The sequence below is a fragment of the Paenibacillus sp. MMS20-IR301 genome, from assembly GCF_032302195.1.
GTDB lineage: Bacteria > Bacillota > Bacilli > Paenibacillales > Paenibacillaceae > Paenibacillus_AQ.
In genome coordinates, this window is sequence record NZ_CP135275.1 from 5,256,160 (window position 1) to 5,271,029 (window position 14,870).

At 51.6% G+C, this 14,870-nt stretch carries 13 protein-coding genes; 4 read left to right on the forward strand and 9 right to left on the reverse strand.

What is annotated here, in order from left to right; all coding sequences use genetic code 11:
- Window positions 1-8: 8 nt before the first annotated feature.
- The 3 genes from LOS79_RS22420 to LOS79_RS22430 all read right to left on the reverse strand — a co-directional run bounded on the left by LOS79_RS22420 (window position 9) and on the right by LOS79_RS22430 (window position 2,138).
- Window positions 9-1,430, reverse strand: a complete 1,422-nt coding sequence (locus LOS79_RS22420; RefSeq protein ID WP_315412460.1) for a sensor histidine kinase — start codon at window positions 1,428-1,430, stop codon at window positions 9-11.
- Between the two features lie 181 nt (window positions 1,431-1,611).
- The gene (locus tag LOS79_RS22425; protein WP_315412462.1) at window positions 1,612-1,878 is read right to left on the reverse strand and encodes a hypothetical protein; all 267 of its coding nucleotides are present in this window, start codon (window positions 1,876-1,878) and stop codon (window positions 1,612-1,614) included.
- A gap of 56 nt (window positions 1,879-1,934) precedes the next feature.
- Entirely contained in the window at window positions 1,935-2,138 is a 204-nt protein-coding gene (locus tag LOS79_RS22430; RefSeq protein WP_315412465.1) for a CsbD family protein, read from the reverse strand.
- Window positions 2,139-2,621: 483 nt separating this feature from the next.
- Here LOS79_RS22430 and LOS79_RS22435 point away from each other — a divergent pair, with 483 nt between their 5' ends.
- The 4 genes from LOS79_RS22435 to LOS79_RS22450 all read left to right on the forward strand — a co-directional run bounded on the left by LOS79_RS22435 (window position 2,622) and on the right by LOS79_RS22450 (window position 7,148).
- Entirely contained in the window at window positions 2,622-3,536 is a 915-nt protein-coding gene (locus tag LOS79_RS22435) for an FMN-binding protein (RefSeq protein ID WP_315412467.1), read from the forward strand.
- Between the two features lie 49 nt (window positions 3,537-3,585).
- Window positions 3,586-5,463 (forward strand): FAD-dependent oxidoreductase, encoded by a 1,878-nt coding sequence (locus LOS79_RS22440; RefSeq protein ID WP_315412468.1) that lies wholly within the window; start codon window positions 3,586-3,588, stop codon window positions 5,461-5,463.
- Between the two features lie 236 nt (window positions 5,464-5,699).
- Complete coding sequence (locus tag LOS79_RS22445) at window positions 5,700-6,149, forward strand: hypothetical protein (protein WP_315412469.1); 450 nt, start codon at window positions 5,700-5,702, stop codon at window positions 6,147-6,149.
- 18 nt (window positions 6,150-6,167) lie between these two features.
- Window positions 6,168-7,148, forward strand: coding sequence for a polyprenyl synthetase family protein (locus LOS79_RS22450; RefSeq protein ID WP_315412470.1), 981 nt, complete (start codon window positions 6,168-6,170; stop codon window positions 7,146-7,148).
- A 789-nt stretch (window positions 7,149-7,937) separates the two neighbouring features.
- Here the strand turns inward: LOS79_RS22450 and LOS79_RS22455 are convergent.
- The 6 genes from LOS79_RS22455 to LOS79_RS22480 form a co-directional block, all read right to left on the reverse strand.
- Window positions 7,938-8,822 carry a UbiA-like polyprenyltransferase gene (locus LOS79_RS22455; RefSeq protein ID WP_315412471.1) on the reverse strand — a complete coding sequence of 295 codons (885 nt, stop codon included), beginning with the start codon at window positions 8,820-8,822 and terminating at the stop codon, window positions 7,938-7,940.
- Between the two features lie 127 nt (window positions 8,823-8,949).
- Window positions 8,950-10,230 carry an aspartate aminotransferase family protein gene (locus tag LOS79_RS22460; protein WP_315412472.1) on the reverse strand — a complete coding sequence of 427 codons (1,281 nt, stop codon included), beginning with the start codon at window positions 10,228-10,230 and terminating at the stop codon, window positions 8,950-8,952.
- A 158-nt stretch (window positions 10,231-10,388) separates the two neighbouring features.
- Complete coding sequence (locus LOS79_RS22465) at window positions 10,389-12,317, reverse strand: peptidase U32 family protein (RefSeq protein WP_315412474.1); 1,929 nt, start codon at window positions 12,315-12,317, stop codon at window positions 10,389-10,391.
- A 21-nt stretch (window positions 12,318-12,338) separates the two neighbouring features.
- Window positions 12,339-13,130 carry an energy-coupling factor transporter transmembrane component T family protein gene (locus tag LOS79_RS22470; RefSeq protein ID WP_315412476.1) on the reverse strand — a complete coding sequence of 264 codons (792 nt, stop codon included), beginning with the start codon at window positions 13,128-13,130 and terminating at the stop codon, window positions 12,339-12,341.
- On the reverse strand, window positions 13,123-14,025 hold the full coding sequence (locus LOS79_RS22475; protein ID WP_315412477.1) for an energy-coupling factor transporter ATPase: 903 nt from the start codon (window positions 14,023-14,025) through the stop codon (window positions 13,123-13,125). Before LOS79_RS22475 ends, LOS79_RS22470 begins: the two co-directional genes overlap by 8 nt.
- The gene (locus tag LOS79_RS22480; RefSeq protein WP_315412478.1) at window positions 14,001-14,867 is read right to left on the reverse strand and encodes an ATP-binding cassette domain-containing protein; all 867 of its coding nucleotides are present in this window, start codon (window positions 14,865-14,867) and stop codon (window positions 14,001-14,003) included. The genes LOS79_RS22475 and LOS79_RS22480 overlap by 25 nt, the downstream gene beginning before the upstream one ends.
- Between the last annotated feature and the right edge of the window lie 3 nt (window positions 14,868-14,870).

Here is a 14,870-nt window from a genome sequence, read left to right on the forward strand (position 1 = left end):
TTGGAGCCTCAGCTGCTCAGATTCTCCTGGACTTCAAGGGGCAGGTAAAGCGAGAACAGACTCCCCTGGCCTTCCCGGCTGTGCAGGGTGATGAACCCCCCGAGCAGCCTTGCCAGGTCATTACTGATGGATAAGCCGAGCCCCGTACCGCCATACTTGCGGCTGACATTCGTATCTGCCTGTTCAAAGGCTTCAAAGATCAGATCATGCTTCTCTGGCGGAATGCCGATCCCGCTGTCCTGCACCTCGAACGCAACCCATTTCCGCAAAGCCGGCCCCTCCTGGCGCTCGACTACGGTGATATTCAGCGAGACACCGCCTGTCATAGTGAATTTGAAGGCATTGGAGAGCAGGTTGCGGAGGATCTGCTGTACCCGCTGGGGATCCGTGAAGATCACCCCCGGCACCTCAGTGCCCAGGGAAACCAGGAAATCCAGCTGCTTCTGCTTAGCCACAACACTAAACTGCTGCAGGAGCAGATCAGGAATTTCGCTGATATTCAAATCTTCATTAACAATGTCCAGCTTGCCCGCTTCCACCTTGGACAGGTCAAGGATATCATTGATCAGTGACAGCAGATCCTCGCCCGACCGGTGGATAATCCCGCCGTATTCCGCAAGCTCGTCCACACTTAGCGCATTATCGCCTTCTTCAATAATCTGGGACAGGTTAATGATGCTGTTCAGCGGTGTTCTCAGCTCATGGGACATATTGGCCAGGAATTCCGACTTGAACTGTGAAGCGAGCATCAGCTGCTTGGCTCTCTCCTCCAGCACGATTTTATTCTTATGGAGTTCCTCTGTCTGTTCCGATAACAGTTCATTTGCCCGTACAATCTGTCCGGTACGCATCAGATCCAGCTGGAAATCGCGGATAATCAGAGCGAACAGCACACTCAGCACCAGTCCCGCAGGGAAGGTAACCGGCATGATTTCCGTTATGTACTCCTGCGCCGGTATCACCCCGAACAGGGCAATATTCAGCGTATTCACAACGTTGACCACCAGCAGAACTGCCAGTCCTTTCGCGATAACAGAGGCTGCAGAACGCCGTACCCAGAAGCTGAGTCCGGCACAGACGACGCCCAGAATGGATAAATTCAGCACCCCCACCATAGCTGCTTCATTAATGCCGAAGGTCAGCCGTGTAAGCCCGGTGCCTACACCTATAATAATCAGAATAAGCGGCTGGGGGTAAGCCAGTGTTGAAATGATAAGCGGCACCATCCGCAGATCAAATATCACATTCTCATCCAGCCTGTACCCGAACACTGTGCTGATCCACCCGGCAAAGATGGCGAGCAGCACCCAACTCACTCTCTTAACCGGCTCAGATGCGTAGGAAACCGTATGCTTGTATATTAAATTTGCCAGATAGGATAGCGTAATTAATAAAGCTGTATTCACAAAAAATATTTTTACAAATTCCATAGCCTCACTCCTGCAGCAAAAATGAGATAGGTGGTACAATTGGTGGAAAAAAGAAGATTATCATTAATACTATCATAATAAAAGAATGAAATCATGAAGCCACAGTGCTATTGCATATGTATAAGAGGCACGTTATCTTTCACGGTCTTCTTTTGGCATGCTTGCAGAAGAAGAGCGCAAATCAGATGCGATTTGCGCTCTTCTTCTGCGGCGAGAACCAGGGACTCATAATCTGCCATCGCCTTTTGGGGACAGAAGCCTTCCTTTTATCATTAAGCTGTACATCCGGTTCCTCTTTCAGATCATATCCGGCTAGAATCCATGGCTCTGCGTCCGGCAGCTTATAGTACCGGGGATGATATGTGCTGATAACATCCCCTTGCTGGGTAAGCACCCGATCCGCATGTATCTCAATAATCCTGCCTGCAACGACGCAAGGTTTATCCATAGATATTCACCTCTTCCTGCATATGTCATAATCTGAGCGGAGGGCTGATCCTTATATCAGCTGCGGATCGACTGTTCCCAATTGCGGTATTCCGCCTCGGCATCATCCTTGGAGTGGCCGTAACGCTCCTGCAGCTTCCCAACAAGCTTATCCTTCTCACCGTCTATAATATCCAGGTCGTCATCCGTCAGCTGGCCCCACTGTTTCTTGGCCTCACCTTTGATCTGCAGCCACTTTCCTTTGAGTACATTGCTGTCCACTGTAAGCTCATCTCCTTAGGTGTCGAATTGTGTCTGATAGATTAAATCATACTTAGGGAATTATTACCCCCGGTTTATTGAAATGAATCGAATATACCGGCTCCAGGCTTCCGGCGCAGGGTAAGGGAACTTGCTTCAAAGAAAGTCAAACTTTGTCACATAATAGTCTTTAAAATTACTGTTCATATATTTTAAACTTTGATATACTTCAGAAGTAAATTTATTTATCTTTTAAGTGATTATTTTCACATGACTATCGCTCAGCTTGTGCTAGAATGCCATCGAACAAGAAACGAGATGATTAAATTTTTTCTTATTGTCTGCCGATATATGTCATGTGACCGCTACAAAAAGGGTCTTAGGACCGATTCAAAAGTGACAAATGTCATTTATAAAGTGATTTTTATCACTTCCAATTGCTATTAAAATGTTTTACATTTTAATATATATATTTTAAACTATTTTCTTGGAGGTCATATCAAAATGAAAAAAGCTTCTGTAATCTTGTCGAGCGCCCTGGTACTTGGCACTTTACTCGCGGGTTGTGGCAATAACAACACTGCGGACAATGCTGCTGCAACTAATGCACCTGCTGCTGCGACAACTGCTCCTGCTGCTGAAGCAACTACTGCTGCTAATGCCGGAACAGAAACAGGCAAGTACCAAGACGGAACCTACTACGGAACAGTTGATGCCGATGCTGAAACTGGCTGGCAGACTTTCGCATTGCTTACTGTAGAAGGCGGCAAAATCACCAAAGCTGACTGGAATGCCTTCAATGTTAAAAACGCTGGCGATCTGAAGAAAAAAGTATCCGAGGACGGCAACTACGGTTTGGTAAAAATCGGCGGTGCCCAATCCGAATGGCATGAACAAGCTGCTCTTGCAGAAGCATATTTGATTGAGAAACAAGATCCTGCTGCACTCACTGTTGATGCTGAAGGTAAAACAGATGCAGTATCCGGCGTATCCGTACACGTTAGCGACTTCGTAGGCGCTGCCCAGGCTGCAATTGCTGCTGGTCCGGTTGCTGCAGGTCCTTACAAAGACGGCGGTTACAAAGCTGAAGGCGAAATGGATGCTACATCCGGCTGGAAGTCCACTGTAGCTGTATCCGTTGCTAACGGTAACATCGTTGCTGTTAATTTCAGCGGCGTGAATGCTGCAGGCGATGATAAGAAACAATATTCCGTAGACGGTAAATACGGCATGAAAGCCGGCGGTGCTGCTGCTGAATGGCACGAAGAAATCGCACTTGCCGAGAAATACTTCCTTGAGAACCAAGGCACAGCTCCTACCCTGGATGCTGAAGGCAAAACCGATGCAATTTCCGGCGTGTCTATCCACGTTGGTGAATATTTCACACTTGCACAAAAAGCACTTGAAGGCGCGAAATAATAATTCGCTACCTTTTGCAGCTTAATCAGACGAATGAGGTGAGTTTCTCTTGAAGAAAATAGTCATTTTGGGCGGCGGCTACGGCGGCGTACTCACGGCTAAGAAACTAGCAAAGAAATTTAAGAACGACAAAGATGTAGAAATAAAACTGATCGACCGAAATCCATACCACACTCTCTTGACTGAGCTGCATGAGGTTTCTGCGAATCGCGCACCTGAGGATTCGATCAAAATTGATCTCAAAAAAATCTTTGCCGGCCTGAAAGTAGACGTTGTTCTTGACGAGATCAGCAACATTGATTTCAAGAACAAGAAGCTGAAATCCGACAAAGCCACCTATGCTTATGATTACCTGGTAATCGGCACAGGAAGCAAGCCAACCTTCTTCGGTATTCCTGGAGCAGAAGAGAACACCTTCTCCTTCTGGTCTTATGATGATGCAGTTGCCCTGAAGCGTCAGATCCGCGACATGTACACCAAAGCAGCGAAGGAAAAAAACCCGGCAGTACGCCGTGCTATGCTGACCTTCGTAATTATCGGTGCCGGCTTCACTGGTGTCGAGCTTGTCGGTGAAATGGCCGAGCAGCGCGAAGAGCTGTGCAAAGAATTCTTCATTGACCCGTCCGAAGTCAGATTGATTGTAGCTGATATGGCTCCGAAGATTCTACCTATCCTTCCGGATAAGCTGATTCAGAAGGCTGAAGCCCACCTGCGCAAGCTGAAGGTAGAGATCGTTACAGGCGCTAAGATCACCGAAGTTGGCGATGGTTCTGTTGCCCTCGGCGAGAAGAACATCGTGGATGCACAGACTATTGTCTGGACAGCCGGTGTTGAAGGCTCCGAAATCGTTGGCACCCTTGATGTTCAACAACAAGGACGCAAACGTATTGTTACGAACGAACACCTTGAAAGTGTTGACCATAAGAACGTATACGTTGTAGGGGATAACATTTTCTACATCCCTGAAGGCGAAGAACGTCCAGTTCCACAAATGGTTGAAAATGCTGAACAGGCCGCACCTGTTATTGCCGGCAACATTATTGCTGACATTAAAGGTACGCCGAAAAAAGCATACAAACCAGGATTCCATGGTACCATGGTTTCGATCGGCAGCCGCTATGGCGTAGCAAACGTTGGTCTGCCAGGCAAGTTCTTCATGCTGACCGGCTTCATGGCTATGTTGTCCAAACATTTCATCAATATGTTCTACCTGTCCCAGGTTGTAGGCTTCAACAAGGTCTGGACTTATATGATGCACGAGTTCTTCCATGTTGAGAACCGCAAGAGCTTCGTGGGCGGATACTTCTCCAAGCGCTCACCGAACTTCTGGCTCGTTCCGCTCCGTATGCTTCTGGGTGGCATGTGGCTATATGAAGGTATTGAGAAAATCAGAAAAATCTGGGTTGACCCGGATAAGATCTTCCTGATTCCTGCTGCTCCTTATGCAGATGCTACTTCTGCAGCCAGCGTCGCTGTAGATGCCGTTAAGACAACTGTAGATGCCCAATCCGCAGCTTCCGCAGTATCCACTGCCAAAGAAGCGGTATCAGCTCTGCCTGTTCCAGGCTTCATCTATGATATTTCCAACTGGTTCATGGATCTTATGTTCTACAACCCGGACGGTTCTTACACCTTCCTGGCTAAATGGTTCCAAATCGGTATGGTTTGTGCCGAAATCCTCTTCGGTGTAATGCTCATCGTCGGTTTGTTCACAGCTATTTCTTCCCTGGCCACCATTGGTATGGCAGTGATGATCTGGACCACGAAGATGGCAGCAACAGAAATGCTCTGGTATGTTGGGGCAGCTATTGCCTGCATCGGCGGTTCCGGCAGCGTGTTCGGTCTGGATTACTATGTTCTTCCTTGGCTCAAGAAGCAGTGGAAGAAGATTCCGCTCGTCCGGCGCTGGTATCTGTTTACCGACTGATTATACGGGTAACTTCTTAATAAGATCACTAATAAATGACAGCAGCGGCGTATGCACATGCTGCGCTGCTGCAAGCTGAATATGATGTTCTTAAGAGTAATGTGTCCCTAGGACACATTACTCTCCTTGTTTAACAAGGTGAAAGCACATCCGCGCAAATTAGTACAGAATGGTTTTGTAGGGATAATCAGGGCTGTGGTTGCTTCCGGCAAAACCGACAAGAAGGAGAGAATCTTGTGAACAAAAAACTCATTGAAGATACGTTCCGGTTGCTTCAGGCTGAAATGTCCCCGGTCACCGGAATCCAGTTGTCTCTCTCTCCGGCAGAATGTGAGCAGCTGCTCTCGGTATTGGAACGCCATGATCTGGAATATGACCGCAAAGTCCATTTGCTTGGTATTTATATCATTCTTACTGTGGCCGCAGAGCGCCATATGGAATGTGTCCCACATCATCCTGACCTAACCCGCAACATTTTGGATGGAGATTACCTCTATAGCTTCTACCTGCAGTTCGCAGTGAAATGCCGTGAGCTGGATCTGGTAGCTTATTTGGCTCCCTCGATCAAAAAAATGCAGATCAGACGCTCAAATGGAGAGTTTACAGAACAAAATCCGGCCCGGGAGTTTGATGAGTTCCTCCTTCAGGAGCGCAGACAGCGAAGCCGTACAAGCAAAGCCATTTGACAGGTGGGAACACAATAGATGAAGCTGCATGAGGCCTTGAATATTGATCTGAATGAAATTAACCGGGAAATTAAGAATCTGGTGACCCGCGATAAGGATGTGCCTACCCATTCACAGCTGGCGCAGAGTATTCTCGAACTGACCAGCTCCGGCGGCAAAAGACTGCGTCCGCTGATGGTCATTGTCGGCAGCCGTTTCGGCCGCAAGCCCGCCGGGCGCAGAACGCTGCAATTATCCGCCGCTGCTGAATTCATCCATGCTGCCTCACTGATTCATGATGATATTATTGACGGTGCCGAGCTGCGGCGGGGCGGACCTGCGCTGCATATGAAGACCGGCATTCTGTCCGCAGTACATATCGGCAACTATATGTCTGCCCGCATTATTGAACTGCTCAGCAAGTACTCAGGTGATAAGAACCGTTATGTCCATGATTTATCCTCTGTAGCCACTGCCCAGCTATGCCTGGGCGAATACCAGCAGATGGAGCATGTCTTCGATTATGACCTGACACTTGCGCAGTATCTGGAGAAATCACGCAACAAAACAGCCCTGCTGATGGCCACCTGCCTGCGGGTAGGCGCCCTTTCTGCAGAGAGCACAGAAGAAACCGCCGATCTGCTCTATAATTTCGGTGAAGCACTCGGCATGTCGTTCCAGATTCAGGACGACATTCTCGATTTCACCCAATCTGCTGATGTGCTCGGCAAGCCGGCCGGCAGCGACCTGCGCCACGGCCAGATTACCCTGCCAGTGCTCTTCGCCCTGCAGGACCCTAAGCTGGCCCCTGTGATCCGCAGCATCGGCCCTAATTCTTCACCTGAAGAATTAGAACATGTTCTCCAGCTGATTAACAGAAGCGACGCTCTGGCCCGGACAGAAGCTGTCAGCCAGGACTACTTGTCTCAGGCAGCTTCCATCGTGCAGCAGCTTTCCAGCTTCCCGGCGCATGCCGATCTGGAGATTCTGCTGGAGTATTTCGCCGGTCGTGACCGGTGAGTAACAAGGATTAGCCATACGCACTCCAAAAAACGAGCCATGTCGGGCTCGTTTTTTTTGTTTCCCGCTGTTCATCGTCCGCCTAACTGCATTTCGTACAACTAAATTCACAGTTCATCGCTCTATCCACACTATAACTGCACTCTCTACAACTATTTAGCTCATTTGCTTGAAAACTCCCCTTCCCTCATTTTTAGTTGTACGGAATACACTTATCTTGATAAATCCTGCTGTTTGCTGTCTTTTAGTTGTACGAAATACACTTATTCCTCGCTCTCAGTTTCTCTTGCCACCGTCACAATCACTCACTCCCTTCTTTTCGCTAAACAGCGAACGCAGCAAAGCGCCCGTGAACGTATTTAGCTAAAGTGTAGTTTAGGTGTTTTGTTTTTAAGGTTTGCTCTTTGTTGTTTGCTTTTTGTGGTTTGCTTTTGAGGTTTGGGTTTTGCTCTTGGCGGCAAAAAGAAAAGCGCGAAGCCTAAGCTTGTCGCGCTCTTTACTGCCCACCCCAGCCGGGCGGGCCTGTTGTCTTTTTGAAGTTAATGTTGTCTGGGGGAGCGGTTAGGACGGAACGGAGAGGAATTTGGGAACTGAAGAAGCGTCAGCGTTCGCCTGAAAGCTTTCCGCAGGAAAGCTCGCTTCGGAAGCATATGCTTACTTCGGATTCCTACCGCGATCAGCGGTTCTAATCAGGGAATCCGAAGTTAACAGCGATCGGAAGTCCGAAATTCATCGCAGTGCAGTTCCCCAACCGCAACCAGCGCCAGCCCAACCGCCACCCCAGCCAAACTAATTAACGTAAAAATAATCAATTAGCGTGCACAGCAATATCACCATACTGATCACCTGATTCAAATTATAAGAAGCCACCTTCATCAGCTTGCGGTTCGACGGCTTGATAATCTTGTGCTCTGTCATGAGGAGCACCGTTGCAACCCCGATGCCGATCAGATACATCCAGCCCAGATCGCGCCAGAGGTACAGGAAGAGCAGCAGCATAACCATGATGAAATGCAGCGCCTTGGAGATCCGCAAGGCGTTCTCCAGCCCGAAGAAGCTCGGGATCGACCATAGGCCGCTCCGCCGGTCGAAATCAATATCCTGCGTGCCGTAGATAATGTCGAATCCGGCAATCCACAGCATCACTACAGTTCCGATAACGAAGGGAGTAAAGGCGATATTCCCCGTCACTGCAAACCAGGCACCGATCGGCGCTGACGCAATTACAAATCCCAGATACAGATGGCTGAGGAACGTAAACCGTTTCGTATACGAGTAGCTGGAGATCAGTACAATCGCTACAGGCGACAGCAGCAGACAGAGCAGATTCAGCATCCCGGATGCCACAATGAACAGCGCATAATTGATGATGATGAACAGAATAACTTCCTTCTCCGCAAGCAGCCGCTGCGGCAGATGCCGGTGCGCGGTACGCGGGTTATTGCCGTCAAAGGTCCGGTCGACCAGCCGGTTGAACGCATTGGCCCCGTTGCGCGCACCGATCAGCGCGATCAGCCCCCACAGCATCATATGGCCGGACGGCCAGCCGCCCGCTGCCCAGACCATCGAGATGATGGCAAACGGCAGGGAGAATAGCGTGTGGGAGAACATGACGAGCTCGCTGAACATTTTCAGCTTAAGTGCCGTATGCTTAAAAGCATTAATGATAACCATAATAGTATGCCTCTTTCTTAAAATGTACCTTATCGCTTCACATGCCATAGAATAAAGAGCCAAGCGGACACATTACAACGCTTCACCCAATATTGTAAAGGAGCCGGCCTGCAAAGTCATGCTCTTTCTAGAGCCGGGACAGCACTTCATCCAGTGCAGCCAGCAGGGCATCCACATTATCTGCGGTGACGACCAGCGGCGGCTGGAAGGCGAGAACGTTGCGGCCGATGCCGTTTTTGCCGATTAAGAATCCGCGGTCCTTCACCTCTTCAAGCACCAGGTCCGTAAGCTCTGCCGCGCTCACAGCGCCTGAACCGGTCAGCTCCGCACCCAGCATGAAGCCCGTTCCACGAACATCGGTAATCAGCGCAGGATAACGCTCCTGGAGCAGAAGCAGACCCTGCTTCAGACGTCCGCCCAGCTCAGCCGCCCGCTCCGGCAGCCGCTCACTCTGGATATAATCCAGCACGGCCAGCGCGGTAGCTGCGGATACCGGGTTTCCGCCGAACGTCGAAGCCGAAGGCTTGTTCAGTGAAGCGGCAATCTCGTCTGTAGTAGCAAATGCGGCGACAGGAACGCCATTGCCGAGCGCTTTTGCCATACTGATGATATCCGGAACTACACCGAAATGCTCCATCGCGAACATTGCGCCTGTCCGGCCGTAGCCGGTCTGAATTTCGTCGTCAATCAGCAGCACACCATACTCCTCCAGCAGCGCCTTCACCTCACGGAAATAGGACAGTGCAGGCATAATCATGCCTCCGTTGCCTTGAATCGGCTCAACGATCATGGCCGCGATCGAATCACCCTTCTCAGCGAGGACAGCCTTCAGGCCCGCAATAGACCGCGCAGCAGCTTCCTCCAGCGTCATCTCAGGGTGGTAAGGACGTTCAATGAATGTCACATCCTCATCCAGATAAGCATCCGTTCTCCACATCTGCAGGCCGGTGACGCTCATCGTAAGATTGGTCCGCCCGTGCAGGCCGGCTTCCAGTGCGATAAAACCTTTACGCCCTGTATGCATCCGGGCCAGCAGCAGCGCGCCTTCATTCGCCTCGGAGCCGCTGTTCACGAAGAACGTCCGGCGCAGTGCACCCGGCAACAACTCCTCCAGACGCTCCGCCAAATCTACATTCGGCTGGGTCAGGTAGACAGTTGAGGTATGCTGCAGCTGCTGCAGCTGTGCGATTGTGCGTGAAGTGATGGCCGGATTGCAGTGGCCGCAGGCAACAACCGATACCCCGGCGAAGAAGTCCGTATATTCCTTACCCTTCTCATCGTAGACGTACTGCATGCTTCCGCGGACAATTTGCGGGGCATCCCGGTAAAAATGTGCGGTGCACGGGTAGAAATACTGCTTTCTTTTAGCGGCTACCGCTTCTCGTCCAATATAATTGCTCTGTTCCATGAATGTTCCCTCGCTTTCAGCGGCTGTTAACCCCAGATGTTGGCTCTGATAACGTTATGAATGATGAATTAGTCTAAATAGTATGTGAAAAAAGTAACTTTCAAGCCCGCTACCTACCGTTATTATACTAGCTCCGGCATTATTTTAAAATTGAATTATTAATTGAACTGCAGTGAACCAAGTGTGTACCCCGCGTAGACTGGCTTTAATCCGCCAAGCAAATCATCATCCTGTGCCTGAATTCCCTGAATCGCGGCCTGATAAGCAGCAATGATCGTGCGCAATTCTCCGGTGCTGTAAGTAGCGCCTTCGATCCGGAAGCTCGTAATGCCAAGCCCGTTCATCTCCTCAAGCATCGGCAGGTAACACAGCTCTTTGGCAAACAGCAGGTGGCAGCGGCCGTATTGGTCGCGGTAGACCGGGTTCTCGCCTTTATCGGTTTTGAGCACCAGCACGTTATTAGGCACAAACTGGTTATCTTCCTCGCCGATCGGCTCCATTACCTCGGTGTTCTCGAACAGGTCATGCTCCATGTACATCAGCGCAGGCGTACCGTGAGCTACAACCTCCAGCGGCAGATCCGTGCGGGAAATGAAGGTGGCGAAATGCTCCAGCGTCATCTCCGGTGAAACCGTAAGCTTCGTAAGTCCAAGTCCGGCATAGAGTCCGGCAGACAGATGGTTGTATACGTTCAGGTTGGCATCGCCAATCATCGGATAACCGGCTGTACGGTAACGGCGGATCGCCCCAAGGTTCGTAATCATCAGCCCGTCAATCGGCAGCTTCTCCCCATTCAGCAAATGATCATACTGGTCAAAATGCAGCTCGGTCATCATCCGCGGCATCCCGAGATACAGCCTGGTCTGGCCCTTGATTGCACCAAGATCTTTAATGTCCTGTTTAGTGAACGGCCGGTCCGGTTCAAATACATCACCTGGCAGATACAAGCTCTCTACGCCCATCTCCAGCACCAGACGCGCCTGCTCCATATTGTTCACACGTACAGCCAGTTCAGCTTTGTTCCGCTTCGCCTGCTTATCCTCTGTCATCCGTTCACGCAGCTGCTTCACCCGGTCGCCTGACAGCTCACGCTCTGCAGTCGGTGTACTGAATACTTTGCCGGTGCTGTAGAACTTGCCTGTGCCCTCATAACGGCGGTTAATATTTGAAAGTCCCGGTTTGCCAAAAGCATAGGCGGTCGAAAAGTCACGTTTGCGGTTTTTGTACAGCTCTTTGGAGTCCGTGGTACGGTCAAAGCCGAGCGGATCATCAATGTAGCGGTCAAGTGCATCGCCGTAGCTGTTCGCCAGCATCACCATGAATTCCTTGTCGCGCATCCGGCCTTCAATCTTGAAGGAAGTGATACCGGACTCGATCAGCTCCGGAAGATGCTCATACATGAACATATCCTTCACGGCCAGCGGATATTCCGCAGGATAGATGAAGCCGTCACGTTTGATCCGGTAATCCCAGCGGCAAGGCTTCATGCATTTGCCCCGGTTGCTGCTCATCCCGAACACCTGGGAGCTGAAATAGCAGTTCGCCCCGTGCACGGAACACATATCGCCATGAATGAAATACTCCAGCTCCATACCGCTCCGGCTGCCCAGCAGCTTCGCTGTCTGCAGATCCATCTCACGCGAGGTAACGACCCGGCTGACACCAAGCTCCCGCAGCGCATGAATCATCTCCAGATTGTGCACATTCATCATCACTGAAGCATGAACCGGAACGGTAAGCTCCATCTCGCGGATCAGCTGCAGCACGGCCATATCCTGCACAATCAGCGCATCCGGACGGGCGCCGTCGAGGAACCGCAGATACTCCCTGGCCTCTTCCACATCCTCTTCGCTGAACAGATTGTTAACGGTGATATATACTTTTTTGTCCATGCTGCGGGCAATGCTCAGAGCTTCAATAATTTCCTCATGAGACAGGTTATAGCCCTTGCGCATCATTCTCATATTCAGTACTGGTCCGCCAAAATAGACGGCATCACACTTCGACTCAATTACAGCCTTGAAAATATCAAACGTTCCTGCCGGTGCCAGCAGTTCAACCTCTTTGCCATTAAAATAACGTGCCATTTCTTGTTTCCTCCTAAATTCCTACAATAATGCTGTCAAGACTAAGACGACGATAAACATAGCAACAAACAGCGTATCAGCTGCGCCCCACCTCAGGCGGTGGTACCGGCTGCGCGGCGCATCCATGCGGAAGCCCCGGGCTTCCATGGAATAGACCAGGTCCTGGGCACGCCGGAAGGCACTGGCGATTACCGGAACCAGCAGGGATACCAGCATCTTCGCCTTCTCCTTCAGCGGCAGCTCCTTCAGATCCGCCCCCCGTGAAGCCTGGGCCTTGAGGATAATCTGTGCTTCATCGAGAATCGTCGGAATGAAACGCAGCGCAATGCTGATCATCAGTGTAAGCCGGTCCGGCGACAGCCCCAGCTTCTTGAATGGTGCGAGCACCCCTTCAAGACCCTGGTTCAGCTTGGCGGGAGTTGTTGTGAAGGTCAGCAGTGCCGTGAAGGTCAGCAGGAACAGCATGCGGATGACGGAGAATGCCCCCAGCCGCAGTCCGTCCTCATGGAGTGCGAACGCCCCCAGTGACCAGAGGACCTCCCCTTCCTTCACCGACAATGTCTGGACAATGAAAATGAATAGCATCAAATACCGCAGCGGCTTCGCAGCCTTAATAAAGTATTTAAGCGGAATGCGGGTGGTGGCCATGACGGCAATCGAAAATACCGCCAGCAGCCCCATCTCCATCCAGGAATTCGAGATCAGAATGATCGCTACGTAGAGGAGCATCCCGGTTATTTTGGATCTGGCGTCCAGCTTGTGAACCCAGGAGCCTGTATCAATGCTGCGTCCCAGCAGCAGCCGCTCATTCATGGTTATCCCCCGTTTCCTGCGCTCCGCGGGCTTCGCCGCGTTCAGCCAGCAGGGAGGATATCCGCTCAGCAAGGCCCTCCGCGCTAAGGACCGGCTTCTCACCGGCCAGGCCGAAGCGCTCAGCGGCGGCCTGCCAGTACCTTAGCGACTGCGGAACCGTCAGTCCGCAGCGCTCCAGAATCGCCGGATCAGCGGCCAGCTCCTGGCCGCTGCCCTGGAAGGCGAGCTCGCCGCCCTTCAGCAGGGCCCAGCTGTCGGCATACGGCAGCAGCTCATCCATCCGGTGCGTCACGATGATGATCGTCCGGCCCTGCTCGCGGCACAGCCGCTCCAGCAGCGCGATCAGCTCCGCGCGGCTTACGGGGTCCAGGGTAGCCGTCGGCTCGTCGAGCACGACAATATCCGGGTCCATCGCCAGTACGGAGGCGATAGCTGCCTTACGCATCTGGCCTCCGCTAAGCCGGAACGGATTGCGTTCCAGCAGGGCAAGATCAAGCCCCATATCGGTCATCGCTTTACGCGCCCGCTCCTTGGCTTCTTCCAGGCTCATGCCGAAGTTCATCGGCCCGAAGCAAAGATCCTTCTCGACCGTATCCTCGAACATCTGCTGCTCCGGGAACTGGAACACTAATCCGACCCGGCGGCGCAGCGGAAGCAGCTTCGGTGATTTCTCTCCTGCCTTAATCGTCACATCCAGCACCTGGACCGTGCCTTCTGTCGGCTTCAGAATCCCGTTGAACAGCTGCAGCAGCGTCGACTTTCCAGAGCCGGTAGCCCCGGCAATCCCGGTCAGCGAACCCTGGGCAATCTTCAGATCAATCCCGTGCAGCGCCGCCACCCGCCACATGCTGCGCTCAGCGTAGGTGTAGCTTACTTGCTGTAATTGTATGGCCATAGCTTGTCTATAAGCTCCTTTTCGCTGGCGGGTACATCCACCGTAATTCCCCGGCTCTGCAGTTCCCGGGCAAGACGCCACGGGTACGGTTCCAGCAGATGGCATTGCGCAAGGAGGCTTTCGCTGCGGAACAGCTCCGCAGGCGGCACATCAGCAGCAATACTGCCGCCATGCAGGGCAAGCACACGGTCGGAGGCCAGAATCTCATCCGCATCATGGGTAATCATCAGAATGGTGTAGGTCCCTTCTGCGCGCATATCCTGCAGAATAGCCATCAGCTCATTCCTGCTGCCTTCGTCTAACATAGAAGAGGCCTCGTCGAAGATGACGATGCCTGGCTTCATGGCGAGAATCGAAGCAATGGCGACACGCTGCTTCTGTCCGCCCGAAAGCTCTCCGGGATGCTTGGACAGCAGATGGTTAATCCCCAGCTTCCCGGTATAGAACTCCAGCCGCTGCTTCATTTCCTCATAGGACAAACAAAGCCCTTCCAGGCCGAACAGAATATCCTCCTCTACCGTCTGCCCGATGAACTGATTATCAGGATTCTGGAACACCATCCCGACACATTGCCGGATGTCCCGGGTCGTCTCCTCCTGCAGTCTGTGCCCGCAGACATAAATCTCCCCGGCACTCTTAGGCAGCAGGGCATTCAGCAGCTTAACCAGTGTAGATTTCCCGCATCCGTTCGGGCCGACGATGCTTACCCACTGGCCCTGCGGAATGGACAAGGTAATATTATGGAGAATCGGATGCTCCGGATCATACCCGAAGGAGACCTCTTTGAGAGCTATAACAGCGGACTCCCCGCCTGCCTTATTCTCTTGGTTCAAATCATTCATGTT